Origin of the sequence: Sphaerimonospora cavernae, from assembly GCF_042435035.1 — a bacterium.
Lineage (GTDB): Bacteria > Actinomycetota > Actinomycetes > Streptosporangiales > Streptosporangiaceae > Sphaerimonospora > Sphaerimonospora cavernae.
Genome location: NZ_JBHMQT010000057.1, coordinates 35,962 through 60,363 on the forward strand (window position 1 = coordinate 35,962; position 24,402 = coordinate 60,363).

Below are 24,402 nucleotides of genomic sequence, written 5' to 3' on the forward strand. Positions count from 1 at the left end.
GGGACGCGGCACTAGCGTCCGCGTACGACCACCAGGGGGCACCCGGCGTGCTGGAGCACCGCCTGGCTCACCGAGCCCAGCAGCAGCCCCGCGAGGTTCCCGCGCCCGCGCGAGCCGACGACCAACAGGTCTGCGCCGTCCGATGCCCGGCTGAGCACCTCGACGGGATGTCCCCGCACGACCTCCTCAACCACCTCGACATCCGGGTGGCGCTCCCGCCGGCCCACCAGCGCCTCGTTGAGCAGGCGCGTCTCGCCCTGCTCGACGTCGAGATCGTCAGGCATGGGAACGAAGCCGCCGCCCGCCTCGAACCAGGTCCAGGCGTGCACCGCGCGCAGGCGCGCCCCCCGTAGCGCGGCCTCGGCGAAGGCGAAGTCGAGCGCGGCCGCACCGATCGGCGAGCCGTCCACGCCGGCCACCACCTCACCGCGCGGCGGCACGGGCATGTCTCGTACGATCACGACGTCGCACGGGGCCTGCCCCGCCACGCCGTACGCGACCGAGCCGAGCAGCAGCCCGCGGAAGCCGCCGAGCCCGTGGTTGCCCACCACCAGGAGATCGGCCTTACCCGCGGCATCGATCAGCGCGCTCCGGGGATCCCCCGCCAGATGGGCGAAGTCCACTTCCACCTCGGGCGACTCGCGCCGCGCCCAGTCCACGGCGGCGCCGAGGGCTGTGTCCGCACCCTCGCGCATCCACCTGGCGACCCCGGCATAGCGGCCGCCCTCGCCACTCTCGCCGCCCTCAAGGACCCAGCGCGGGATCGCGTGAACCACACGCAGCGGGACGCCGCGCAGCAACGCCTCCCCGGCGGCCCAGGCCGTGGCCTCCAGCCCGGCCTGCGAGCCGTCGATCCCAACGACGATCATGACGCCCCTCCCTGTCACTGGTTGGTGCCATGGGTTTCCGGTGACGCGTGACCGAGCTGGGCCAGCCGCTCCCGGTATTCCTCCGTGGAGATCTCGCCCTTGGCGTATCGCTCGGCCAACACCGCGTGCGCGTGATCCAGCCCGGACCGCGCTTTCGGCCCGGCTGTCCTGGCGCGGACGACCGCGCGGGCGACAAGCCAGGCCGTCAGGGCGATGATGCCCGTCCACGCCAGCATCATGGCCGGTCCCCACAGCCATCCCGGTCCGCCACCCCACATGTGGCCGCCCCACATGTGATGGCCCCAGCCGTCCCAGGGTCCGGCGATCGGCGGCAACTCGTTCATCGCAGCCTCCTTTGCCTGCGATCCCCAGCGTCCCTGCCGAGACCCGGGCCGGGAAGGACCGAAGGCCACCGGCATCAGGGCCGGATGACCCCAGCCCTCGGATGACGGAGAAGCGCGAAGGCCGCCAGACCTGCCGCCGCTCGACGGCATCTCCGTTGTGCGGGCGGGACCGCCGGCCCCGTGCCCCGCTCAGCGGATGATTCGTGAGCGCTCTGCCGGCCGACCGGGTACGCCCAACCGGGGCTCGGCCGCACCCCGGATGACGGGCCCGATGTCAGGGCAGGCGGCCGACGTGCGCGAGGGCCTGCTTCAGCAGGACGTCCTGCCCACCGGTCATCTCGCTCAGCACCATCGGCGACGCGGCCTCCTCGGGCGTGAACCACACGAGGTCGAGGGCGTCCTGCCGGGGACGGCAGTCTCCCGCGACCGGCACAACGTACGCGAGGGACACCGCGTGCTGCCTGGGGTCGTGGTACGGCGTGACGCCGGCGGTGGGAAAGTACTCGGCGACGGTGAACGGCTGCGGGGAGGCCGGGACGCGGGGCAGCGCCACCGGGCCGAGGTCCTTCTCCAGGTGGCGCATGAGGGCGTCGCGGACGCGCTCGTAGTGGAGCACGCGGCCGGACACGAGGGCACGGCTGACCGTCCCGCCCGATCCGATGCGCAGCAGCAGGCCGACACGGGTGACCACCCCGGTGTCGTCGACTCGCACCGGTACGGCGTCGACATAGAGGATCGGCATCCGCGCGCGCGTGGACTCCAACTCTTCTCGAGAAAGCCAACCAGGCGTGGTTTCGGTCATTTCGGTCACCAGTCGATCCTACGTGGCCACCGGCCAGGGCGTCCGCGTGCCGCGAAGATCTCGCGGTCGCAATGACCTCCGCGCGTCCGCTCCGACAGCGCCCATCGCCGGACCGAGTGTCCATCGGTAGGGTGCGGCTGTGACCGCACCCCCCTCCACTGGGACAACATCCCTCTCCGTCCGCGCCACCGCACCGTCTCCGCCGCCCGTCGCCTGGATTCCGGTCGGGTCCGCGGCACTGGCCACTGTGTTCGTCCTGTCCGTGACGTCGGGACAGTACGGGTACCACCGTGACGAGCTCTACTTCCGGATGCTGCGGCCCGCGTGGGGGTACGTGGACCAGCCGCCGCTGACCCCACTGCTCGCGCGTGCCGCAACGGCCGTCTTCGGCGACGCCCTCTGGGCGATGCGCGTGCCCGCGGTCGCCTGCGTGGCCGTGGCGGTGCTGTTGACCGCGCTGACGGCCCGCGAGCTCGGCGGTGGCCCGCTCGCCCAGGGTCTCGCCGCGTGGGGCTTCGGCTTCGGCGGGTTTCCGCTGGTGACTGGGCACGTTCTGCTCACTGCGACGGTGGACCTTGCGGTCTGGGCGGCGGTGATTCTGTTCGTGGTGCGGGCGCTGCTGCGGGGCGAACCCAGATGGTGGCTCGCCGTGGGCGCGGTGGCGGGGCTAAGCATGTTCAACAAGCTTCTGATTGTGCTCCCGCTCCTCGGACTCGCGGTCGGGCTGCTCGCCGTCGGACCACGCCGGCTGTTGCGCTCCCCGTGGCTGTGGGGCGGCGTCGCTCTCGCACTGGTGCTCGGCTCGCCGAACCTCGTCTATCAGGCGACCCACGGCTGGCCCCAGATTTCAATGGCCGGGGCCATCGCGAGGAACAAGGGCGAGGAGGCGCGGATACTGCTCTTGCCGTTCCAGCTTGTCCTGTTCGGGATTCCGCTGACGCCGGTCTGGGTCGCGGGGCTCGTTGCGGTGCTGCGCCGGCCCGCGTGGCGGCCGGTGCGGGCACTCGCGATCGCGTACCTCGTCGTCCTGGTCGTCACCTGGATGAGCGGAGGCCAGATCTACTACCCCTTCGGTCTGCTGGCGTTCCTCTTCGCGGCCGGGTGCGTGGCGGTGGCCGAATGGATCGCGCGTGGCCGCCTCGCCAGGTCCGCCGTCGTCGGCTCCGCACTCGCGATCAACGCCGTCGTGTCCGCGTCGATCGCGCTGCCGATCGTCCCCGTGGACATCCTCGGGCGTACACCCATCCCTAAGATCAACCAGACGGCACGCGACCAGGTCGGCTGGACCGTCTACGTGCGCACTGTCCTCGACGTCTATGACAGCCTGCCCGCCCAGGACCGAGCGCGCGCGGTGTTCCTCACGGACAACTACGGGGAGGCCGGCGCGCTGAGCCGGTACCTCGACGCATCTCTACGGCGCGCTGTCTACAGTGGACAGAACGAGCTGTGGAACGCCGGCCCGCCGCCGCAGGACTCGACGGTCGTGGTCGCGTGGACGCAGAATCTCGGCTGGCTCAGCCGACTGTTCGCGACCTGCGAACAGCGCGCCGGCATCGACAACGGCGTGGACGTCGACAACGACGAGCAGGGCGGCGTGGTGGCCGTGTGCCGCGACCCGGTCGGCGGCTGGTCCGCCGCATGGCCTCGCCTGCAGCACTACGACTGAGCCCCGTGGTCTCCCGCGACTCCCTGTGAGTTACCGCTCTGACGGGCACGCAACGGGCACGCGTTCGGGGAAGGGTAGCTGTGCTGCGGGCGGTGGTGCGGAGAGGTAGCTCAGGACGCGGCGGGCGATGCCGGGCCCGAAGATGGGCGGGACGACTAGCGGACGGGCAGGCCGGTGACGGCGCGGCCGATGATGAGGCGCTGGATCTCGCTGGTGCCTTCGAAGATGGTGTAGATCTTGGCGTCGCGGTGGAAGCGCTCGACCGGGTGCTCGCGCGTGTAGCCGGCGCCGCCGAGGATCTGGATGGCCTGCTCGGTCACCCACACGGCGGTCTCGCTCGCGACCAGCTTGCTCATCGAGCCCTCCGCCTGGTGGAACGTCCTGCCGTGCCGGCCCATCCAGGCGGCCCGCCAGGTCATCATCCGCGCCACGTCCACCCTGGTGGCCATGTCGGCGAGGAGGAACGCGATCGCCTGGTTCTCGCCGATCTTGCGGCCGAACTGCTCGCGCTCGCGGGCGTAGTCACGCGCGTACTCGAACGCGGCCCTGGCCGTGCCGACGGCCATCGCGGCGACCAGCGGGCGGGTGGCCTCGAAGGTCCGCATGGCCGCCTGCTCGCCGCCGCGTGCCCCGGACCGCACCCGGGCGAGCCGCTCGTCCAGCTTCTCCTTGCCGCCCAGCAGGCAGCGGCCGGGCACCCGGACGCCGTCCAGGACCACCTCGGCGGTGTGGGAGGCGCGGATGCCGTGCTTCCTGAACTTCTGCCCCTGTGCGAGCCCAGGCGTCCCCGACGGGATCACGAACGACGCCTGGCCGCGGGTGCCGAGGGCCGGATCGACCAAGGCGACCACGACGTGCACGTCGGCGATGCCGCCGTTGGTGGCCCAGGTCTTCACGCCGTTGACGACCCACTCGTCCTTGACGGCGTCGTACTCGGCCCGGGTCCTGATGGACCCGACATCGCTGCCCGCGTCCGGCTCCGACGCGCAGAACGCGCCGAGCTTGACGTCGCCGGGGGTGCCGAACATCTGGGGCAGCCACTCCCCCATCTGCTCGGGCGTCCCGTTGCCGGCGAGGGCGGCCGCGGCCAACCCGGTGCCGACGATCGACAGGCCGATGCCGGCGTCTCCCCAGAACAGCTCCTCGAAGGCGACCGGCAGCCCGAGCCCGGACTCCTCGAACCACTGCTGGGCGAAGAAGTCCAGCGAGTACAGCCCGAGCTTGGCGGCCTCCTGGAGGATCGGCCAGGGAGTCTCCTCGCGCTCGTCCCACTCGGCGCCCGCAGGACGGACCACATCTTCGGCGAATCCGTGCACCCAGTCGCGCAGCTCACGCAGATCGTCGCTCAACTCGGGGCAGAAAGCGCTGTTGTGCTCGCTCATGGACCATCCCTGCAGTCCCGGTGGGGGTTACCGGAAGTAACGGCTACTGGACAGTAGCTTTATCATCCTGGAGATCTCGAGTCACATGGTCGCGTGCCGCTCCAGGAAGGCGTAGAGATCGGCCTCGTCCACGCCCGGGAACGACCCCGGCGGCAGCACGGTCAGCACGTGCGAGTTGGCCCGCGCCGACGGCCAGGCGTACCCCTCCCAGCGCTGGGCGAGCTCGGCCGCCGGCCGCCGGCAGCAGTCGCCGCCCGGGCACTTCGACTGCGTCCGTGCCGTCGTCTCCCGGCCGCGGAACCAGCGCGACTCCTTGTACGGCACGCCGAGCGTGATGGCGAAGTCCTTCTCCTGGGACGGGTCGACGTGGGCGACGCAGAAATACGTCCCGGTGGGCGAGTCCGAGTACTGGTAGTACAGCGAGAAGCGGTCGGGCGAGCGGAACACCTGCCGTCCCGACCACTGCCGGCACATCCGCTGCCCCTCGATCGCCCCCTGCTCGTCCGCGGGGAAGACGATGCCGTCGTTCTCGTAGGCCTTGTAGATGATGCCGTCGGCGTCGTTGCGGACGAAGTGGCAGACCAGGTCGAGGTGGCGGGTGGCGAGGTTGGTGAATCGGTGCGCCGCCATCTCGTAGGAGACGGCGAACACGTCGCGCAGGTCCTCCACGGACAGCGCCCGATCCTGCTTGGCCTCGCACAGGTACGGCACGGCGGCGGTCTCCGGTACGAGCACGGCGGCCGCGAAGTAGTTGGCTTCGACCCGCTGACGCAGGAAATCGGCGAAGTCGCGGGGCCTGTGGTGCTGTAGCGCGAAGTGGCCGAGCGTCTGCAGCAGGACGGTGCGCGGGCTGTGCATGCCGCCGAGATGCTCGCGCTTGAGGTAGATCCGCCGGTTGCGCAGGTCGGTCACCGACCTGGCCGAGCGCGGCAGGTCCTGAACGGTGTGCACGGTGAACCCGAAGTGCGACACCAGTGCCTGCACCGTGCTCTCCGACAGCGCGCCCGCGCGGTAGCCGACGGCGGCGAGCGCCTCGGCGGCGGCCTTCTCGATCTCCTCGAAGTAGTTGCCCAGCTCGCGCTGCTTGCGCCGGAGCTCGACGTTGGCCGCCCGTGCCTCCTCCGGCGTGGCCGTGCCCTTGGCCTCCCTGGCCTTGAGCTCCTGGAAGAGCCCGAGGATGTGCTCGATGACGTCGTTGGGCACGCGCGCGGAGACCTTGAGCCGGCTGAGCCCGATGGCGGAGTAGAGCGGATCACGCTGCGCCTCCTCCAACGCGATCTCGAGCTGGGCCCGGCGGTTGGGCGCCTGCCTGCGCAGCAGTTCCTCGACCGGCACGTTCAGCGCGGCCGCCAGCGACTTCAGCAGCGACAGCTTCGGCTCGCGCTTGCCGTTCTCCAGCAGGGAGAGCTGGCTCGGCGCCCGGCCGACCCGCTCGCCGAGCTCGGTCAGCGTGAGGCCGCGCTGCCTGCGGAGGTGCTTGAGCCGCTGGCCGAAGGCCAGAAGGTCGAGCTCCTGTGTCAAAGACAGCGGTTCTTCGCCAAGAATCGAGGCCATAGACCGATCCTAGGCGGAAAAACCCGAGATCTTCCACCGGGTAATGGTCCATACCATTCCGCGTGGTCTAGGCCATTTGGAAAACTCACCATTTCTTCTCTCTCGAATACTGGTCAGTATTGCTTGATCAAGAAATTTTTGCATACTTTCGAGAAGTTTGTCCTTGTCGATCTCTATCCCGGGCAACAGACTCGGAAGCAAGCCCCAGGTGACGGCAGAACACGCAACAAGGGAGTGACCGGGACATGTCGGATCGCATCGCCGCAGCCGCCCAGCAGTTGCAGCAGGAGTGGGACACCAACCCCAGATGGAAGGGCACTGAGCGGACCTACACCGCCGAGGACGTCATCCGGCTGCGGGGCTCCGTCCAGGAGGAGCACACGCTGGCCCGGCTCGGCGCCGAGCGGCTCTGGCATCTCCTCAACACCGAGGACTACGTCAACTCGCTCGGCGCACTGACCGGCAACCAGGCAGTGCAGCAGGTGAAGGCGGGCCTGAAGGCGATCTACCTGTCCGGCTGGCAGGTCGCGGCCGACGCCAACCTGAGCGGGCACACCTACCCGGACCAGAGCCTCTACCCCGCCAACTCGGTCCCCGCCGTGGTCCGGCGGATCAACAACGCGTTGCTGCGCGCCGACCAGATCAGCTGGTCGGAGTGCGACGAGACCGCGCCGCACTGGCTGGCCCCGATCGTGGCCGACGCCGAGGCCGGCTTCGGCGGCGTGCTCAACGCGTTCGAGCTGATGAAGGGGATGATCGTCGCGGGCGCGGCGGGCGTCCACTGGGAGGACCAGCTCGCCTCCGAGAAGAAGTGCGGCCACCTGGGCGGCAAGGTGCTGGTCCCGACCGGCCAGCACGTCAAGACCCTCAACGCGGCGCGTCTGGCGGCCGACGTCGCGGGCGTCTCCACCCTGGTCATCGCGCGGACCGACGCCCAGGCCGCGACGCTGCTGACCAGCGACGTCGACCCCCGTGACCAGGCCTTCGTCACCGGCGACCGCACCGCCGAGGGCTTCTACCGGGTCCGGGGCGGCGTGACGGCCTGCATTGCCCGCGGTCTCGCCTACGCGCCGTACGCCGACCTGCTGTGGATGGAGACCTCCACACCCGACCTGGACGTGGCCAGGGAGTTCGCCGAAGCGATCAAGGCCCGGTACCCCGACCAGATGCTCGCCTACAACTGCTCGCCGTCGTTCAACTGGAAGAAGCACCTCGACGACTCCACGATCGCGAAGTTCCAGCGGGAGCTCGGTCACATGGGGTACAAGTTCCAGTTCATCACGCTGGCCGGCTTCCACTCGCTGAACTACTCGATGTTCGACCTGGCCAGCGGCTACGCCGAGGAGGGCATGACGGCCTACGTCGAGCTGCAGGAGGCGGAGTTCGCCGCCGAGCGGCGCGGCTACACCGCCACCCGCCACCAGCGCGAGGTCGGCACCGGATACTTCGACCTGGTCAGCACGGCCATCGCGCCGGACTCCTCGACCACGGCCCTCAAGGGCTCAACCGAGGAGTCGCAGTTCGCCGAGGCTCACTAACTCGCACGCGACGAAGCGCACAAGCAGGTCGAAACCAGCCCCGCCGTGGCGCCGCAGGTCACTCCCGGATCTGACGGCCCCCGGCGGGGCCTCCTCACAGGCGCAGCGCGCGGGCGTACCACCGGCCGTCGATCGTGTCCAGCCGCAGCCGCCGTCCGAAGCATTCGGAGAGGGTGTGCCCGATCAGCACCTCGTCCACCGGACCGGCCGCGATGATGCGCGTGTCCTTCATCAGCAGCGCGTGGGTGGTGGTCGCCGGCACCTCCTCCAGGTGGTGCGTGACCAGCACGGTCGTCAGGCCGGGCCGGACGGCGGCGAGATCCTCCAGCGCCTCGATCAGATCCTCGCGGGCGGGCAGGTCGAGACCCGCGAACGGCTCGTCCAGCAGCAGGATCGCCGGGTCGGCCATCAGTGCCCTGGCCACCCGGATCCTGGCCCGCTCCCCTTGTGAGCACACCTGGAACGGCCGGTCCGCCAGGTCCTTGCAGCCGAGGTCGGCCAGCAGTCGCTCGGCGCGCTCCCGTTCGGCTTCGCCGTACCTGTCCCAAAGCGGGGCACTCGTGCCGGTATGCCCGGTGAGTACGACCGTGAGCGCGGTGGCCGCCTCCTCCTCGAGCAGGGCCTCATCGACGAGCCGCTGACTGGCCGCGACCAGACCGACGCGCCGCCGCAGTTCCCGCAGGTCGACCCGGCCGAGCCGCCGGCCGAGCACGGTGGCCGTCCCCGAGCTCGGATGGCGTACGGCTGCCGCCACCGACAGCATCGTCGTCTTCCCCGCGCCATTGGGCCCGAGGATCACCCAGTGCTGGCCGTACTCGACCCGCCAGTCGGCCTCGGAGACCAGCGTCCGGCCGACCACGCGGATGGTCACGTCGTTGAGTTCGAGAGCTGCGTCCACCGACCAAGGATGCATCAGATCACCGCCCGCCCGCCGGGCCGGGAACTCAGGCGGCGGCTTCGGCGTCGGAGAGGACAGCGGCGGCCCGGCGGGACTCGACGGCGTCGAAGAAGCGGGAGATGTGCTTGAACACCATGCGGGCCTCGGGGAGCACGTCGGCGAGGATCGCGAAGACGTGAGGCATCCGGCGCCACTCCTCGTAGGTCACCGGCACGCCGTTCTCTCGCGCGCTCAGCGCGACCCGATGGCCCTCCTCGCGCAGCACCTCCGTGGAACCCGTCACGATCATCAGTGGGGGGATGCCGGTGTAGTCGCCGTACACGGGGGATACGAGGGGGTCGCAGGGGTCGAGGCCGTCGGTCCAGCGGCGGGCGAGCCAGTCCACGCGCCCGGCGGGGAGCATGGGGTCGCTCCAGTGGTTCACCCGGCTGCGCGAGTTGCTCAGGTCGCTCCAGGGGGACAGGCAGACGCCGGCGGCCGGCAGCGGCATGCCCCTGTCGCGCAGGGCGAGCAGGCTGGCCAGGGTGAGGTGACCCCCGGCGGAGTCGCCGGCCAGCAGGATGTCCTCGGGGGCGTAACCACGCTCGAGGAGGCACTCGTAGGCGGCGAGCGCGTCGGAGAGCGACTCGGCGAGCGTGTGGACCGGACCCTGCCGGTAGTCGAGGGAGAGCACCGGCCGGTCGGCCGTGAGCGACAGCCGCCAGGTGATCGGGCGGTGCGTGGCCGCCGAGCAGACGAAGTACGCCCCGCCGTGGAAGTAGAGCAGGACCTTGCCCTCGTCCAGGTCGTCTCCGGCGCGTACCCACTCGCCGGAGCAGGCGCCGAACTTCTCCTGCTCTATGGTCACGTGCTTGGGCAGGATGCCCGGCACACGCTCGCCCAGGCCCATCACCCGGCTGGCGAGCGCCATACCGGTGGTGTTGCGTAGGAGGAGGCTGGTCATCGGCTTCATCGTCCCCCGGAGCAGCCCGTTGAGGGCGGCCGCCTGCCAGCTGACGGGGTACTCGGGATGAACATCATGATTCAGCTCGTTACCCATTCAAACCTCCCAAAAGGGACATTCCCACGTAGGTAACGGTTCTACCGTTCAGTATGTTTCACCCCACTCACGGGATAGTTACGGTCAGGTAACGCTCCAGGTGGGAGCCCTGGAGGCAGGACATCGTCCCGTGCTTGCCGCTGCCCAGGAAAGCACTCAGTAATCAAGTACGCCGTCCAATGTGACGATCTATGATCTTCCCGGACTCCTGTACAAAGTAGATCATAAGCTGCTCCGGGAGCGGCTCGACGAGCTCGCCGTGATCCTCGGCCTGGACGGGTTCCTGGCGACACCGGTCCGGCAACTCAACGACCGAGGGCCCAGTGACGGGAGCTCAGTAGCCGAGGCCCTCCTCGTACTCCTCGGCGTCCTCGTCCCCGCCCCGGCGCGCCCAGCGGGACGGCATGAGCACCGGGAGGAACAGCGCGACGCCGAGCATGGCGTAGACGCCGCTGGACAGCAGCGTGAGCATCCCGTCGGCCGCCTGAGCCAGTTCCCGCTGCACGGAGGCGCCCGTGGGGGCGAGCGACGCGGCCCGCGAGACGTCGAGCGCGTAGACCACGGTCCAGGCGAGCAGCGCCATCGACGGGATGAACGTCGCCAGCGGAGACACCCGGCACACCAGGACCAACCCGAGCAGCAGACCCACCGCCACCATCACACCGATCGCGATCAGCATGCGGGCGTCCTTGATCGGATCGACGTTCTGGACCGCACCGCGGATCGCCTCCTTGGAGGCCCATCCACCGCCGAGGAGAAGGGCTGCCGCGACGAAAACGCCCAGCAGCAGCCCGAAGAAGTGCCGCATGCACACCACCTAGTGAGAGGTCCGCGGCAACATTAGCGACAAACCCCCGCGAACGGGAGCAACTTAGGCCGTTATGTCCTTGGATGTGAAGCGGGACCACGCGACAGCACCGAAGATCGCCACGTACGCGCCGAAGGTCAGCAGCCCCTGGCCCATCTCGTCCAGCGCCATCGGGTCACGCAGCGCCCCGGCGAAGGCGCTCCACCGCGACGGCAGCAGATAGGGATGGATCGCGGAGAGCTGCGGGATGGCCCCGAGGATGTCGGCGATCACTACGAGCACGACGCTCGCCGCCACCGCGCCGATCGGCGCCTCGGTCATCGTGGAGATCGCCAGCGCGACCGCGCCCAGCGCGGCCAGCCCCACCGCCAGGTAGAGGACGACGAGGCCGAGGCGCGACAAAGCCTCGCCGACCGGGATCGTGGTGCCCGACAGCAGCGTCACCGGTCCCACCGGGAACAGCACCGCACCGGCCGCCAGCGCCGACAGCGCCACCACCGTGCAGGCGGCCAGGCAGAAGACCACGACGTTGACATACTTGACCGCGAGCAGCCGGGTGCGTCCCGCGGGGGCGGCGAGCAGGTATCGGAGCGTGCCCTGGGCGGCCTCGCCCGCGATCGCGTCCCCGGCCACCATCGACACCGTCACCGGCAGCATGAACGGCAGCATGACGAAGAACGCGGCGAAGGCCAGCAGAAAGCCGTTGCCCGTGACCTGCGCGATGAACGAGACGTCGATCTCATCGGCCGCCAGCCGTACGGCCACGCCGATGATGCAGGGCACGACGGCGAGCACCCCGAGCATGGCGAGGTTGCGCGGGCGCCGGAAGGTCAGCCCGAGCTCCGACGTCACCAGCCGCAGGGCCGGAGCGAGTCGCCGCGTGTCCGGTCGAGCCCCTGTGGCCGCTACCGTGGCAGCAACCGTGGCAGCAACCGTGGCAGCAACCGTGGGAGTCGGCGTGGGGGGCGGCGTCCCGGCGCGGACGCCGTCGGCCGTGCCGGGGGTCTCCCTCGCGAGTGTGGCATCATGCGTCGACATCGAATCCCTCTCCCGTCAGCCCCATGAAAACGTCCTCGAGGCTGGGACGTACGACCACGAATCCGCGGACGGCGACGCCGGCGTGAACGAGCGCGGCGCAGATCCGCTCAGGAACTCCGTCACCCAACTCGGCCGTGACCTGCCCGTCCTCGGTTCCGACGCCGCCGAGCCCCGCCTCGGCGAGGACCTCGGCCGCCCCGGCGACATCCGGCGTGTCGACCCGCAGGCGGGGCCCGGCGGCCCCGGAGCGGAGGTCGGCGATCGGGCCCTGGGCGACGAGCCGGCCCGCTCGCATGACCGCGGCGTGGGTGCACATCTGCTCGACCTCGGCGAGCAGATGCGAGGAGACGAACACGGTGGTGCCGCCGGCGGCGATCTCCTTGATGAGGGTGCGGACCTCGCGCGTGCCCTGCGGATCGAGGCCGTTCGTCGGTTCGTCCAGCACGAGCAGATCCCGGGGGCGCATCAACGCCGCGGCGATGGCCAGCCGCTGCCGCATGCCCAGCGAGTAGGCCCGGTACCGCTTGCCCGCCGCCGCTGCCAGCCCCACCCGGTCCAGCGCCTCGGCCGCGCGCCGCCGCACCGTGCGCGGATCGGCGCCGGGATCGGCGGCGTCGAAACGGCGCAGGTTGGCCTCACCGGACAGGTACGGGTAGAACGCGGGCCCCTCGACCAGCGCACCGACCCGGGGGAGCACCCGGCCGAGCCCGGCGGGCATGGCCTCGCCGAGGACCGCGCAGCTCCCGGCGGTCGGGGCGACGAGACCGAGCAGCATGCGGATCGTCGTCGTCTTCCCTGAACCGTTGGGCCCGAGGAATCCGAACACCGACCCGCGCGGCACCGCGAGATGGAGGTCGCCGACCGCGACCTGCCCGCCGCGGAACCGCTTGGTCAGGCCGGCGGTGACGATCGCATGCTCGGGGGACGTCGCATGCTCGGGGGACGGGGACGCCCCGGCGGGCGCCCCCGTTTCGACCGTCGAGTTCACGACGCCGCCGCCCGATAGAGGGCCTCGGGGGTGACGGCTCCGGCGACCAGCCGACCGTCGTCCGTGATCAGGGCGGAGACGAGCTTGGTGCGCACCAGCCGTCCACTCCCCCAGGCGCCGCTCACCCGCGTCGCCGACTTCAGCACCCCGTCGAGCGTCTTGGCGGCATCGGAACCCCCCGCGTCCGAACCGCCCGTGTCCGAGCCCCCCGTGTCCGAGCCCCCCGTGTCCGCCTTCAACGTGTCCGGCAGCGAGGTGACGAGTACGCTGTCCCAGCCGGTGCCGACGATCCGGCCCTCGCCGGCCTTCGCCGTCAGGTCATTCGCCCGCACGTCGTTCGGCGGTCCGGCCTTCGCCCCTCCGTCGGACCGGTACGGCAGCGCGGTCTGCTCGACCTTCGCTCCGGGCGGCGGGGTGAACGTGAAGTTCTCCGGCGCCGGCCTGGAGAACGTCACCGACTCGAACCCCATCTCGAAGGCCGGCTCGGCCGACCCCTTGGCGTACACCTGGACTCGCAGCGGGATCAGGGTCTCCCCGTCGAGAGCCAGCCGCACGTCCTTGACCAGCGACGCGGAGGTCTTCGGCGTGAGCACGAGTTCGTAGGCCGCGCGCCCCGCGACTCTGGCGTCGGCGCCCACGCTGATCTCGGTGTCCGCGCCGGCCGCCTTGATCGCCTCCTGCGCGGCATGTCTCGGCGTCATCGGCTCCAGCGGCATGCGCTCGGCTTGCTCCCCGATGGGGGCGACACCGGCGGGGGCAACGCCGGGGGCGCTGAGACGCGTCGCCTTGTTGGCCGCGCTGTCCCACAGCCACGTCTCGTCCCGGTTCGAGATCAGGTCGGTCTCGCTCATCTCGCCGGGCAGCATCACCCGGATCTCGCCCGGGTCGCCGTACCAGACCTTGAGCCGGTGGGAGCCGGACAGCAGCGACAGCGCCCCGGTTCCGCCGCCCGTCAGCGCGGGGAGCGCGGGCAGGCCCAGGGACGCGGTCTCGACGATCGTTCCGGACATCGGCCTTACCCAGTTCTGCTGCCACGCCTGCGCCGCGTCGGCCAGCAGCCGCTCCGCCGTGCGCTCCGGGAGCGACGGCTCGCCCCGGACCGCCGCGATCACCGGGCCGGCCCCGACGGCGGCGGCCACCACGGCGGTCACCGCGATCGGCACCCCCCACCTCACGGCTCGTGCTCTCTTCGAGATCGACATCTCACATCTCCACTATGCGCGGGAAACCTGACAATCCGAGCCTGCGTGACGGCACCTGAGCCGAAGCTGAGACATCCTGAGAACGCTCTCAGGCACGTCTGGGCGGGAAGCGTCAAGATGGGGCAATGCGGGTTCTTGTGGTCGAGGACGAGCGGCGGATGGCGGCGGCGCTGCGGCGTGGGTTACAGGCCGAGGGGTTCGCCGTCGATCTCGCGCATGACGGTGAGGAGGGCCTGCACCTGGCCCGCACCGGCGAGTACGACGTGGTCGTGCTCGACATCATGCTGCCGAGGCTGTCGGGCTACAACGTGTGCAAGCTGCTGCGCGCCGAGGAGAACTGGGTGCCGGTCCTGATGTTGTCGGCCAAGGACGGCGAGTACGACATGGCCGACGGGCTCGACCTCGGCGCGGACGACTACCTGACCAAGCCGTTCTCCTACGTGGTGCTCCTCGCCCGGATCCGGGCGCTGCTGCGGCGCGGCCGGCGGCGCAGGCCCGCCGTGCTCCGGGCGGGTGATCTCTCGCTCGATCCGGCGCGCCGGGTCGTTGCCCGAGGGGAGCTCCCCATCGCGCTGACCCCGCGGGAGTTCGCCCTGCTCGAATACCTGATGCGACGGCAAGGCGAGGTCGTCGCAAAGATCGAAATCCTGGAGCACGTGTGGGACACCTACGACACCGACCCGAACGTGGTCGAGGTGTACGTCGGGTATCTCCGCCGCAAGATCGACGCGCCCTTCGGGCGGAGCTCGCTGCACACCGTGCGCGGCGTGGGCTACCGGCTGATGAGCGATGCCGGCTGATCGCATGGCGTGGTGGCGGCGGCGGAGCCTGCGCTTCCGGCTGACCGTGACGGCCTCGGCCGTGCTGACGCTGGGCCTGGCCGTCTCGGCGTACGTCTTCGTCGCCGTCCTCGGCAGGGCCCTGCTGACCAGCATCGACGACGAGGTCTACCAGCGGGCCCGCGAGGTGGTCGCGCTGTCGGACGCGGGCCGCCTGCCCGACCCGGTCCTCACTCCGGACAACACGATCATCCAGGTGCTCGGACCGGACGGGCGGATCGTGAACGCCACGCCCAACACCGACCGCCTGGTCCCACTGCTGTCGCCGGGCGAGTGTGCGGCGGCCGTACGGGCCGGGACCGCCCGGGTCCTGGACGGCCGGCCGTACGGGATCCCGTGGCCGCTGCGCGTACGGGTGCTCGACGCCGACGGCGGCCGGACGGTGATCGCGGCGCGGTCGTCCGACGAGGTCGAAAGCAGCCTGGGCACCACCGGGCGCGTGCTGCTGCTCGGTGTGCCCCTGCTGCTCGCGCTGCTCGCCGCGGCATCGTGGCTGATCATCGGCCGCACGCTGCGCCCGATCACGCTGCTGCGCCGCGGCGCCGCCGATATCAGCGGGACGGCACGCTCCCGGCGTCTGCCGGTCCCCCAGTCGCGGGACGAGGTCCACGCGCTGGCCACCACGCTCAACGACATGCTCGGCCGCCTCGAGGAGGCCGACGCCCGGCAGCGCGCCCTGGTCTCCGACGCCGCACACGAGTTGCGCAGCCCGCTCGCGAGCATTCGCCTGCAGCTCGAGGTCGCGCTCAGCCACCCCGGGGGGCAGGACTGGCAGGAGACGGCCGAGGGCGTCATGGAGGACGTGCTGCGCCTGTCCCGCCTGGCCGAGGACCTGCTCGCTCTGGCACGGCTCGACGAGGGACGCCCCTGCCGTCGCGATCCTGTCGACCTCGCCGCGCTCGCCGCGCGCATCGCCGAGCGGTACGGCATAGCCGCCGATATCGCCTCCCCCGTCACCGTGCCGGGCGACGAGCTCGACCTCGGCAGGGTGCTCGCCAACCTCCTCGACAACGCCGTACGGCACGCCTCGTCAACGGTGTCCGTGGCGGTGTGGCGAAGCTCAGGCAGCGGCGCGGGCCGCGACACCGCCGAACTCACCGTGACCGACGACGGGCCCGGCATTCCGCCGCGAGACAGGGAGCGGGTCTTCGACCGGTTCACCAGGCTGGACGACGCCCGCAGCCGCGACGACGGCGGGGCGGGGCTCGGCCTGGCCATCGTACGCACGACCGTGCGGGCCCATGGCGGCACCGTCCACCTCGAGGATGCCGCCCCCGGTCTGCGCGCCGTCATACGGCTTCCGCTCGCCGCCCCCCTGAACTGCCGCTGAACCGCCGCTGAGGCCCACTCAGCGGCGGTTCAGCAACTGTCGGCGCCGGTTAGGGATATCCGATTCACTGTTTTTGGAGCGCTCCAAATATGGTGGATCACGCCGCCGATCCTCCCTCTGTCATCATCAGGAAGTCCTGCGCCATAGCCGGGAGCCTGCGCCGGCTGTGCACCATGGCGATGACCTTCTTGAGTGACGGGTCGAGCGAGCGCACCACCAGCCCGGCCCGCTCGGCACGCTCCGCCATGCCTCGGTACCACAGCAGCGAGGCACTCCCCTCGCGTACGGTACGCAGCCAGCCGCGGCGTTCGTCCGACTCCACCGCCGCCACGGGTCGGACGCCGTACGCCACGAAGATCTGGTCGAGCTCCCGGCGCCGGGCGGTCCCCTGGGCCGGCAGCACGAGCCGCATCCCGTTCAGCCTGGCCATCGGCACCGGGTCGGGCAGGTCCGCGCCGGGAGGCGAGATCAGCACGATCTCCTGCCGTTCGAACGGCCGGCTGACCAGGTCGGCCGGCACCGGCAGGTCGGTCAGGCCGAGGTCGGCCCGCTGTTCGCGGACCGCGTTCACCACGTCCTCCCGCCCCTCACACCGCACGATCTGCACGCGGATCTCCGGATGCTGCGAGACGTATGCGGGCAGCAGGCGTCCGGCGAGGCCCGGCTCCAAACTCGGGGTCGCGGCGATACGCAGATCAGCCCCTGGCGACCCGGACTGCCGGGCGAGCGACTCGATCTCCTTCACCGCCCCAAGTGCCTCTTGGGCGAGTTTGACCACCTGGCGTCCCTGCGCGGTCACGACGACTCCTCTGCCCGAGCGCGCGAAAAGCGTCATCCCGAGCTCGCGTTCCAGATCCCGGATCGCCCGGGAAAGCGCGGGCTGCGCGATGTAAAGGGATCTGGCCGCGTCAGTCATGGTGCGGTGCTCCGCTGTGGCGACGACGTAACGGAGCTGCTGCAGATTCATGCGAAAAACGCTAAGGCAGATGGGCCAAACGATTCCGGAACATTACCGAGATCACTTCACCCGATTACGTATCGTGCGCGGACATGTGCGTCATCCACCACTGATCGGGAAATCAGTATGCTTTCGCCCCGAATCAGTAAAGGGGGCAAAGTCTTGGCGTCGCAGTACCCTCCTCCTCCACCGCCGCCACGCGGGCGTGCGCCGTACCCGGCCGCCCAATACCCGCCCGCATACTCGCCCGCGCCGTACCCGCCACCCGTGCCTCCGCCTCCCGCGCCGCCACAGCCCGGGCCACCACCCGGCTGGACGCCGAACCAGGCGGTGCCGCCGTACGGCCCGCGGTCGCCGTACGGCTATGCGCCGAACTGGCGGCCGCCCAAGCGCAAGTCAAGCGCGGCGGCGGTGATCGGCGGGCTGACCGGCGTGCTGGCGTTCGTGTTCGTGGCGATCGTCGTCGCGAGCGCGGTGCTGAAATCCGCCCAGCGGCACGATCCGGTGTCGCCGATCGCGCTGCCGACCTCCACGTTCGACCCGACGTCCAAGCCCTCCACTTCCAAACCCAAGTCCCGGCCCACGGGGAAGGACTCCACTTCCGACAAGCCGGCCGTGACGTTGAATCGCGGGCTGAAGAACAACACGGTCTACCGCGCGGGGTCGCTGGCGCAGCCGAACTGCCCGGCGGGCAACGCGAGCATCTACAACCACGCGCAGTTCAAGACGCTGATCCTGAAGACCGGCAAGTGCATGGGCCAGGCGTGGGCCCCGGCGCTGAAACGGGTCGGGATCGAGTGGCGGCCGCCCGGCTACATGATCGCGCAGCGCAGGGGCAGGGGCGCCTGCGGTGACTATCCCTCGCCCGGGAGCAACGTGCCGTACTACTGCCCGAGCAACAGCACGATCTACGCCTCGACCTCCGCCATGGCCGAGGAGTACGGCCCGCTCAGCTCCTGGAACGGGGTCATCATCAGCATGATGGGCCACGAGTACGGCCACCACGTCCAGCACCTCACCGGCATCTCGGAGTCCTGGTGGCGGCGCTACCAGGAGTCGAGTTCCCGGAGCGGGCAGTTGGCCCTCACCCGGCGGCATGAACTGCAGGCCACCTGCTTCGGCGCCATGTTCATGCGTGCCGTCTCCCGCAGTTATCCGGTCACCGTTGCCCGGCGCGACACGCTGCTGTGGGCGTACGGGCATCTGGGGGATCCGCCGGGCGGGCCGCGAGATCACGGCAGCACCCGCAGCAACGCGAGGTGGTTCCGGCAGGGCTACACGCGGCCGAAGGCGTACCAGTGCAACACCTGGGTCATGGGCTCGTCCTACGTGTCCTGACATACGCCGCAGCTATCTGGCTTATGTCAATCTTGTCCAGATATGGGGGCTAGAATCCCTAGCCAGGTTTACGGAGGGATGGAGAGCGGTGAACCATGCGCGGCGAGGGGCCTGCTGACCCGGCTGACGGCCCGGAACGCGCGGCGCGCCGGAACTCGGGCCGGTCATCGGCCAGGAGACGAACGGCGGGCGGGAACGCGAAGCGGGCCGACGGAGGCCCCGACATGTCACAGACCCACGACACGTCGCAGGTCTCCGACATGTCACAGACCCGCGACATGTCACAGCCACGGCCGCGTCCTCGTCGGAGGCCCCAGCAGGATCCCCAGCAGGGCCTCCACCAGGGGCCCCAGAAGGGCACGGGGCAGGGCGGCGAGTCCCGGCAGGCACCGCAGGCGTCCCCGCAGCAAGGGCAAGAACAGCGCGGGCAGGGGCAACACGGGCAACGCACCGACGGCCAGGACGAACAGGGACCACACGGGTCAGGGCGGCGCGGTCAGGGACGACACGGGCAGGAGCAGCGAAGCCCGGATCCCCGTCAGGGGTCCCGATCACGCGGTCCCGGGCAGGGCCCCGCGACGCGCGGTCCCCGTTACGCCCGGCCGCTCACCACCGCTTCGCTGATCGGCTGGACCGCGCTGTCCGCGCTGGTCCCCGGTGCCGCCCACCTGCGGGCGGGCCGGCGCCGCCTCGGTTTCGCACTGCTGGCCGCCTTCGGTGTGGTGCTGGTCGCGATCGTGCTGTACGGCCTGCGATTCACCGGCGACGCGGGCGCGGTCATCAGGTCGAGCACACTCACGACGATCATGATTGGCTCCGGGGTGTGCGCACTCGCGTGGTTCACCCTGATGGTCCTGTCCTACGTCACGCTGCGTCCCAGGCGTCTGTCCCAGAACGGCCAGATCGTGTCCGGCATCGTCGCCGGAGTGCTGTCGGTGTCGGTGATGGCGCCCTTCGCGCTGACCGCGAGCGCGGTCAAGGCCGTGGGTGAGACGCTCGACGCGATCACGGCCCCCTCGGACGGCAGCGGACCGACGCCCGTTCCGATCAGGGCCGAGGACCCGTGGAACGGGCGCAAGCGGATCAACTTCCTCCTGATCGGCGGGGACGCGGCGGGCAACCGGGACAGCGTGCGCACCGACTCCATGACCGTGGCCAGTGTCAACCTCGCCACCGGCAACACGGTGCTTTACAGCCTGCCGCGCAACCTGCAGTACGTCCACTTCCCCCCGAGCAGCCCGCTGCACAAGCAGTTCCCCGACGGGTTCACCGCCGAGCAGGGCCTGCTCAACGCCGTCTGGTACTACGCGGAGAACAACCCGCAGGTGATGGGCGGGAAGAACCAGGGAGCGCAGGCGCTCAAGGACGCGGTCGGGTACACGCTCGGCCTGCACATCGACTACTACGCGATGGTCGACATGTTCGGCTTCGCCAAGCTGATCGACGCGATGGGCGGCCTGCAGATGCGCGTCGAGCGGGACATCAAGTGGGGTGGGCACTTCGGCACCGCCGGCACCATCAAGGCGGGCTATCGCAGGCTGACCGGCGAAGAGGTGCTCTGGTACGGACGGTCCCGGGTGGACAGCGACGACTTCTCCCGGATGAGCCGGCAGCGCTGCGTCATCGGCGCGCTCGCCCAGCAGGCCAACCCGGCGACGGTGCTCACCAACTTCACCAAGATCGCCGGTGCGACCCGGCACATGTTCCGTACGGACATCCCACGCGACCTGCTGGAACACCTGGTGCCGCTCGGACTGAAGGCGAAGGACGCCAAGATCACGAGCTTGCAGTTCGTGCCGCCGCTGATCTGGCCCGGCAACGCGGATTGGGACAAGATCAGGGCGCTCACTCTGAAGGCGATCCGCGAGTCCATGACCGACCGTCGCACGGTCGCGGCGAAGGCGTCCCCCTCGGGCGTCTCCGCGACGGCGGGCGCGGCCACGCCACAGGTCTCAGCGAACCCCTCGCCCTCCAGGAGCCGGCTGATCACGCAGCCGGCGCGGACCCCGACACAGAACGACGACAGGGCGGCCAAGAGCCTCGACGAACTGTGCGGTTTCTGACCCGCTCCGGTCCTCCGCCACTGCTCCGCTCTGACCCGCTCTGGCCAGATCTGGCCCGCTTTGAGTGGGCCAGATCTGGCCAGAGCGGCTTATGGGCGGCTTTCGGGCGGTTTCTGGGCGACTTCGCGGCGACGCGTGCCGGCTGATCAGCGCAATGAGTGGACGCGGCTTTTCCCATGGAGGAAGGTGGTGACATCGCGCCACGGCACAGATACGGAGTGAATCGACATGCGCGTTCTCATCCAGCTCCGCCCGTCGCCCGACCTGGTCGCCGCGGTCGCCGACCCCGATGTCGCGGTCACCGCCTCCGATGTCGCCGACGGACTGCCGGGCGTCGTCCTCGACCACTCGTTCGCGCCCGTCGCGGTGCCCCGCCCGGTTCCCGCCACCCCCGGTGGCGACCCGCTCTCCCTCAGCCAGCCGCTCACCTTCTCGATGCGCCCGGAGGAGGCGTCCGTCGTGGTCTGCGGCGAGATCGCCGACGACGAGATCTCCACCCGTGTCTCGCTGCTGCCCATGACCCGCGGAGAGGTCGTCGCCGTCTACTCCGACCCGGTCATCGAGAGCAGCCTCACCTGCGGCGACGACCCGGCCGTCGGGGACCGGCACGACGTGGCGCGGCTGTTGCGCGTGACCGACCTGGCGGCCGAGGGGCTCGACGGCAGCGGAGTCGCCCTGGCCGTCGTCGACACCGGGATCAACGCGGCCCACGTCGAACGCGTCCTCGGGCATGAGATCACCGTCGACAAGGACCGGAGCTGGAGTCCCGCCGGGGTGTCCGGAAAGCCGGGCGAGCATCCGGTCGACCACGGCACGATGTGCGCGTTCGACGCGCTCATCTCAGCGCCCAAGGCGTCCCTCCTCGACATGCCGGTGCTGCTGTCGCGCCGTCGCGGCGGATCGACACTGGACGGCCTGCTCTCCGACGCGATCGCCGCGTACGCGCACCTGCGGAACGTGCTGGAGGCCCAGCCGGCCGAGTCGCGTGCGCTCGTGATCACCAACAGCTGGGGGTCGTTCTCCCCTCGCTGGGACTTCCCACCCGGCAACCCGGGCAACTACTCCGACAATCCCGCCCACCCGTTCAACCTGATCGTCGGCAGCCTCGCCGAGGCCGGGGCCGACATCCTGTTCGCCGCCGGAAACTGCGGCCGGGAATGCCGGGACTCCCGTTGCGCCTTCCCCGACCGGCCCATCGTAGGGGCCAACTCCCATCCCAAGGTGCTGTCGATCGGCGGCGTCGACACGAACGGACAGCGGGTCGGCTACTCCTCCCAGGGGCCCGGCCGGCTCGCGGAACGCAAGCCGGACTTCTGCGCGTACACCCACTTCGCCGGCTCCCAGGCCTTCGGTGACGACGAACCCGACTCCGGCACCTCCGCCGCCTGTCCCGTCGCGGCCGGGCTGGTCGCCGCGGTCCGCACCCTGTGGCCGTCCACCAAGCTGTCGGCGAGCCAGCTCAGGACCCTGCTGCGCCGTACCGCCGATGATCGCAGCGACGTAGGCTACGACTACGACTACGGATACGGCGTCGTGGACGCCGCGGGCGTCATCGCGGCCCTGCGGCGCAGGGCGGCCAAGGCCGCCTGAGACCCGGCGAAGCAGCGGGAGCGAGATTGCGGAAAGTACTCATCACCGTACGGCTCCCGCGCGGCGCGAGCCTGGAGTCCGCGATGCGGCATCTCGACCTGGCCGAGGACGAGGTGGACGACGGCTACGGCCTGATCCCCGTCGATCCCGCCAAGGATCTGTACGCGATGCGGGTGACCGAGGCCGCGAGCCGGCGGATGGCCGGGGACCGCTCGGAGGTCTCAGGACCCTACGCCGATCCCCCGATAGAACCGATGGAACCGTACGGCCGGCCCGAATGACGGCGGCGGCGCCGGCATGGATCGTCTCGGGACCGCCGGGCGCGGGCAAGTCGACGGTGTGCGCGCTCCTGCTCGCCCGGCTGGACCCGGTGCCGGCGCTGCTGGACAAGGACACGATCTACGGCGGCTTCGTCGAGACCGTGCTCGCCACCCACGGCAGACCGCCGGACGAGCGGGAAGGCCCCTGGTATGACGAGCACATCAAGCGGTACGAATACGGCGGAATGACCAAAACCGCCCGGGAGATCCGCTCGTACGGCTGCCCGGTCATGCTCAGCGGCCCGTTCACCGGGCAGGTCCACGACGCGGCCCGGTGGCACGCCTGGGTCCGGGAACTGGGCGGCCCCGAGGTGCGGCTGCTGTGGATCCGTTCCGACGGCCCGACCCTGCGTGCGCGCCTCATCCGCCGCGACCTGCCCCGGGACGGTCAGAAGCTCGCCCGCTTCCACGAATATCTGCGGGCCGTCCGCGTCGATGAGCCGCCGGTCGTGCCGCACGTCGAGATCGACAACCGCCTTGACGCGATTCCATTGGAGCAGCAGGTCGCGAAGCTCCTCGATGACTGACCGAGACCGCTTCACCATGAAACCGCCCAGGGGGACGGCCATGAGGGGGGGTGGTTCAGCCGGTGCGGTCGATGGCGTCGGCGGACAGGACCCGGTCGAGGACCATGAGCGCGCAGCCGGTGATCCCGGCGCCCGCGCCCAGGCGGCTGCGCTCGATGCGCAGGCTGCGGGTGGCGAGCTGGGTCGACCGGCGGTAGACCACTTCGCGGACGCCGGACACCAGCGGCTGGAACATCTCGGCCACGTCGCCGCCGAGAACCACCACGGACGGGTTGAGCAGGTTGACCGCGCCGGAGATCACCTCGCCCAGCCGGCGACCGGCCTGCCGTACCACCGCCATGGTCTCGGCGTCGCCCGCCCGCACGAGAGCGGTCACGTCGGCGAGTGACCGTACCGCCCGGCCCTTGGCGCGCAGCTCGCGCAGGATGGCGGTGCCGCTGGCGACCGAGTCGACGCAGTCGAGGTTGCCGCAGCGGCAGAGCACTCCCCCGCCGTCCCTGACCGGGATGTGGCCGATCTCCCCGGCCGCTCCGAGCGCGCCGCGCAGAATGGTCCCGCCGGAGATGACCCCGGCGCCGATCCGGGTGGAGACCTTCACGAACAGCAGATCGTCGAACTCGGCCGCGTACACCGCGCGATGCTCGCCCATCGCGATGACGTTCACGTCGTTGTCGACCAGGACGGGCACGGGGAACCGCTCGGCGATGATCGGCGGGATGACCACCCCCGTCCAGCTCGCCATGACCCGGGCGCTCTCGGTGCGCCCGGCGGCGAACTCCACGGTCGCGGGGACGCCGAGCCCGATGCCGACGACGGCGCCCCGTCCATCGAGGTCCCACCCGTCGAGCAGCTTGTCCCAGGTGTCCATGAGCAGGGGCAGCACGACATCGGGGCCGTCCTCGACGTCGATCTCCAGATCGGTGCGCACCAGCACCTCCCCGGCCAAGTCGCAGAGCGCGATCTGGGTACGGCTCGCGCCGAGCGAGGCCACCGGGACCACTCCCCCGGAGGCGGCGAAGCACAGCCGGGCCGGTGGCCGGCCTCCCGTGGAGGGGCCTTCGGCGTCCTCCACGATGAGCCCACGCTGGAGCAACTCGGCGACCCGCGCGGCGACGGCGGGACGTGACAGTCCGGTCGTGCGGCCGATGTCGGCACGCGTGACCCCCTCCCCGCTCCTGATGAGCTGGAAGACCTCACCGGCGGTCGCAAGTCGCGTCACCCCCGAAGTTAAGCACACCCACTGACCGAAGCTCAATGACTTATTCAGCACAGCTTACAAAAGTAGGCTTGAAAGAACACATAACTCCCC

At 70.5% G+C, this 24,402-nt stretch carries 22 protein-coding genes; 9 read left to right on the forward strand and 13 right to left on the reverse strand.

Translation table 11 applies throughout. From position 1 onward, the window contains the following. Positions 1-11: 11 nt before the first annotated feature. The 3 genes from ACFHYQ_RS25080 to ACFHYQ_RS25090 all read right to left on the reverse strand — a co-directional run bounded on the left by ACFHYQ_RS25080 (position 12) and on the right by ACFHYQ_RS25090 (position 2,024). Complete coding sequence (locus tag ACFHYQ_RS25080) at positions 12-869, reverse strand: universal stress protein (RefSeq protein WP_394303587.1); 858 nt, start codon at positions 867-869, stop codon at positions 12-14. A 14-nt stretch (positions 870-883) separates the two neighbouring features. Then, complete coding sequence (locus ACFHYQ_RS25085) at positions 884-1,213, reverse strand: SHOCT domain-containing protein (RefSeq protein ID WP_394303588.1); 330 nt, start codon at positions 1,211-1,213, stop codon at positions 884-886. A 274-nt stretch (positions 1,214-1,487) separates the two neighbouring features. Further along, the gene (locus tag ACFHYQ_RS25090) at positions 1,488-2,024 is read right to left on the reverse strand and encodes an NUDIX hydrolase family protein (RefSeq protein WP_446746309.1); all 537 of its coding nucleotides are present in this window, start codon (positions 2,022-2,024) and stop codon (positions 1,488-1,490) included. 130 nt (positions 2,025-2,154) lie between these two features. On the opposite strand from ACFHYQ_RS25090, the gene ACFHYQ_RS25095 reads away from it, so the two are divergent. Then, positions 2,155-3,681 carry a glycosyltransferase family 39 protein gene (locus ACFHYQ_RS25095; RefSeq protein ID WP_394303589.1) on the forward strand — a complete coding sequence of 509 codons (1,527 nt, stop codon included), beginning with the start codon at positions 2,155-2,157 and terminating at the stop codon, positions 3,679-3,681. Between the two features lie 155 nt (positions 3,682-3,836). Here ACFHYQ_RS25095 and ACFHYQ_RS25100 read toward each other — a convergent pair whose 3' ends face one another. Both ACFHYQ_RS25100 and ACFHYQ_RS25105 read right to left on the reverse strand, forming a co-directional pair. Then, a complete protein-coding gene (locus ACFHYQ_RS25100; protein WP_394303590.1) occupies positions 3,837-5,063 on the reverse strand; it encodes an acyl-CoA dehydrogenase family protein in 1,227 nt (408 codons plus the stop codon). 81 nt (positions 5,064-5,144) lie between these two features. After that, positions 5,145-6,617 (reverse strand): helix-turn-helix domain-containing protein, encoded by a 1,473-nt coding sequence (locus tag ACFHYQ_RS25105; RefSeq protein ID WP_394303591.1) that lies wholly within the window; start codon positions 6,615-6,617, stop codon positions 5,145-5,147. A gap of 245 nt (positions 6,618-6,862) precedes the next feature. Between ACFHYQ_RS25105 and aceA the strand changes: the two genes are divergently transcribed. After that, positions 6,863-8,155, forward strand: a complete 1,293-nt coding sequence (gene aceA, locus ACFHYQ_RS25110; protein ID WP_394303592.1) for an isocitrate lyase — start codon at positions 6,863-6,865, stop codon at positions 8,153-8,155. 94 nt (positions 8,156-8,249) lie between these two features. Here aceA and ACFHYQ_RS25115 read toward each other — a convergent pair whose 3' ends face one another. The 6 genes from ACFHYQ_RS25115 to ACFHYQ_RS25140 all read right to left on the reverse strand — a co-directional run bounded on the left by ACFHYQ_RS25115 (position 8,250) and on the right by ACFHYQ_RS25140 (position 14,128). Next, entirely contained in the window at positions 8,250-9,053 is an 804-nt protein-coding gene (locus ACFHYQ_RS25115) for an ABC transporter ATP-binding protein (protein ID WP_394303593.1), read from the reverse strand. 46 nt (positions 9,054-9,099) lie between these two features. Then, a complete protein-coding gene (locus ACFHYQ_RS25120; protein WP_394303594.1) occupies positions 9,100-10,092 on the reverse strand; it encodes an alpha/beta hydrolase in 993 nt (330 codons plus the stop codon). Between the two features lie 334 nt (positions 10,093-10,426). Then, positions 10,427-10,900, reverse strand: coding sequence for a hypothetical protein (locus ACFHYQ_RS25125; RefSeq protein WP_394303595.1), 474 nt, complete (start codon positions 10,898-10,900; stop codon positions 10,427-10,429). A 63-nt stretch (positions 10,901-10,963) separates the two neighbouring features. Next, positions 10,964-11,938: an ABC transporter permease gene (locus tag ACFHYQ_RS25130; RefSeq protein WP_394303596.1), complete on the reverse strand. Its 975-nt coding sequence runs from the start codon at positions 11,936-11,938 to the stop codon at positions 10,964-10,966. After that, positions 11,925-12,926, reverse strand: coding sequence for an ABC transporter ATP-binding protein (locus tag ACFHYQ_RS25135; RefSeq protein WP_394303597.1), 1,002 nt, complete (start codon positions 12,924-12,926; stop codon positions 11,925-11,927). The genes ACFHYQ_RS25130 and ACFHYQ_RS25135 overlap by 14 nt, the downstream gene beginning before the upstream one ends. After that, positions 12,923-14,128: a LolA family protein gene (locus ACFHYQ_RS25140; protein ID WP_394303598.1), complete on the reverse strand. Its 1,206-nt coding sequence runs from the start codon at positions 14,126-14,128 to the stop codon at positions 12,923-12,925. Before ACFHYQ_RS25140 ends, ACFHYQ_RS25135 begins: the two co-directional genes overlap by 4 nt. 125 nt (positions 14,129-14,253) lie before the next feature. On the opposite strand from ACFHYQ_RS25140, the gene ACFHYQ_RS25145 reads away from it, so the two are divergent. Then, positions 14,254-14,928, forward strand: a complete 675-nt coding sequence (locus ACFHYQ_RS25145; RefSeq protein ID WP_394303599.1) for a response regulator transcription factor — start codon at positions 14,254-14,256, stop codon at positions 14,926-14,928. After that, the gene (locus ACFHYQ_RS25150; RefSeq protein ID WP_394303600.1) at positions 14,918-16,297 is read left to right on the forward strand and encodes a sensor histidine kinase; all 1,380 of its coding nucleotides are present in this window, start codon (positions 14,918-14,920) and stop codon (positions 16,295-16,297) included. Before ACFHYQ_RS25145 ends, ACFHYQ_RS25150 begins: the two co-directional genes overlap by 11 nt. Positions 16,298-16,394: 97 nt before the next feature. Here the strand turns inward: ACFHYQ_RS25150 and ACFHYQ_RS25155 are convergent, their stop codons facing one another. Then, positions 16,395-17,264 (reverse strand): LysR family transcriptional regulator, encoded by an 870-nt coding sequence (locus tag ACFHYQ_RS25155; RefSeq protein WP_394303601.1) that lies wholly within the window; start codon positions 17,262-17,264, stop codon positions 16,395-16,397. Positions 17,265-17,522: 258 nt separating this feature from the next. Between ACFHYQ_RS25155 and ACFHYQ_RS25160 the strand changes: the two genes are divergently transcribed. From ACFHYQ_RS25160 to ACFHYQ_RS25180, 5 genes are all read left to right on the forward strand, one after another. Next, the gene (locus ACFHYQ_RS25160) at positions 17,523-18,593 is read left to right on the forward strand and encodes a neutral zinc metallopeptidase (RefSeq protein ID WP_394303602.1); all 1,071 of its coding nucleotides are present in this window, start codon (positions 17,523-17,525) and stop codon (positions 18,591-18,593) included. Between the two features lie 224 nt (positions 18,594-18,817). Then, positions 18,818-20,656, forward strand: coding sequence for an LCP family glycopolymer transferase (locus ACFHYQ_RS25165; protein WP_394303603.1), 1,839 nt, complete (start codon positions 18,818-18,820; stop codon positions 20,654-20,656). A 228-nt stretch (positions 20,657-20,884) separates the two neighbouring features. Further along, positions 20,885-22,246 carry a S8 family peptidase gene (locus ACFHYQ_RS25170; RefSeq protein ID WP_394303604.1) on the forward strand — a complete coding sequence of 454 codons (1,362 nt, stop codon included), beginning with the start codon at positions 20,885-20,887 and terminating at the stop codon, positions 22,244-22,246. Between the two features lie 26 nt (positions 22,247-22,272). Further along, positions 22,273-22,527, forward strand: coding sequence for a hypothetical protein (locus ACFHYQ_RS25175; RefSeq protein WP_394303605.1), 255 nt, complete (start codon positions 22,273-22,275; stop codon positions 22,525-22,527). Further along, the gene (locus ACFHYQ_RS25180) at positions 22,524-23,093 is read left to right on the forward strand and encodes a P-loop nucleotide/nucleoside kinase family protein (protein WP_394303606.1); all 570 of its coding nucleotides are present in this window, start codon (positions 22,524-22,526) and stop codon (positions 23,091-23,093) included. Before ACFHYQ_RS25175 ends, ACFHYQ_RS25180 begins: the two co-directional genes overlap by 4 nt. A 55-nt stretch (positions 23,094-23,148) precedes the next feature. On the opposite strand, the gene ACFHYQ_RS25185 is transcribed toward ACFHYQ_RS25180, so the two are convergent. Further along, the gene (locus ACFHYQ_RS25185) at positions 23,149-24,312 is read right to left on the reverse strand and encodes an ROK family transcriptional regulator (protein ID WP_394303607.1); all 1,164 of its coding nucleotides are present in this window, start codon (positions 24,310-24,312) and stop codon (positions 23,149-23,151) included. Positions 24,313-24,402: the final 90 nt, after the last annotated feature.

What these genes read in the sequence shown, in the direction of transcription:
- ACFHYQ_RS25080 (WP_394303587.1), bottom strand. Translation starts at nt 869, where the DNA reads ATGATCGTCGTTGGGATCGACGGCTCGCAGGCCGGGCTGGAGGCCACG.
- ACFHYQ_RS25085 (WP_394303588.1), bottom strand. Translation starts at nt 1,213, where the DNA reads ATGAACGAGTTGCCGCCGATCGCCGGACCCTGGGACGGCTGGGGCCAT.
- ACFHYQ_RS25100 (WP_394303590.1), bottom strand. Translation starts at nt 5,063, where the DNA reads ATGAGCGAGCACAACAGCGCTTTCTGCCCCGAGTTGAGCGACGATCTG.
- ACFHYQ_RS25105 (WP_394303591.1), bottom strand. Translation starts at nt 6,617, where the DNA reads ATGGCCTCGATTCTTGGCGAAGAACCGCTGTCTTTGACACAGGAGCTC.
- aceA (WP_394303592.1), top strand. Translation starts at nt 6,863, where the DNA reads ATGTCGGATCGCATCGCCGCAGCCGCCCAGCAGTTGCAGCAGGAGTGG.
- ACFHYQ_RS25120 (WP_394303594.1), bottom strand. Translation starts at nt 10,092, where the DNA reads ATGGGTAACGAGCTGAATCATGATGTTCATCCCGAGTACCCCGTCAGC.
- ACFHYQ_RS25125 (WP_394303595.1), bottom strand. Translation starts at nt 10,900, where the DNA reads ATGCGGCACTTCTTCGGGCTGCTGCTGGGCGTTTTCGTCGCGGCAGCC.
- ACFHYQ_RS25130 (WP_394303596.1), bottom strand. Translation starts at nt 11,938, where the DNA reads ATGTCGACGCATGATGCCACACTCGCGAGGGAGACCCCCGGCACGGCC.
- ACFHYQ_RS25140 (WP_394303598.1), bottom strand. Translation starts at nt 14,128, where the DNA reads ATGTCGATCTCGAAGAGAGCACGAGCCGTGAGGTGGGGGGTGCCGATC.
- ACFHYQ_RS25145 (WP_394303599.1), top strand. Translation starts at nt 14,254, where the DNA reads ATGCGGGTTCTTGTGGTCGAGGACGAGCGGCGGATGGCGGCGGCGCTG.
- ACFHYQ_RS25150 (WP_394303600.1), top strand. Translation starts at nt 14,918, where the DNA reads ATGCCGGCTGATCGCATGGCGTGGTGGCGGCGGCGGAGCCTGCGCTTC.
- ACFHYQ_RS25155 (WP_394303601.1), bottom strand. Translation starts at nt 17,264, where the DNA reads ATGAATCTGCAGCAGCTCCGTTACGTCGTCGCCACAGCGGAGCACCGC.
- ACFHYQ_RS25165 (WP_394303603.1), top strand. Translation starts at nt 18,818, where the DNA reads ATGTCACAGACCCACGACACGTCGCAGGTCTCCGACATGTCACAGACC.
- ACFHYQ_RS25170 (WP_394303604.1), top strand. Translation starts at nt 20,885, where the DNA reads ATGCGCGTTCTCATCCAGCTCCGCCCGTCGCCCGACCTGGTCGCCGCG.
- ACFHYQ_RS25180 (WP_394303606.1), top strand. Translation starts at nt 22,524, where the DNA reads ATGACGGCGGCGGCGCCGGCATGGATCGTCTCGGGACCGCCGGGCGCG.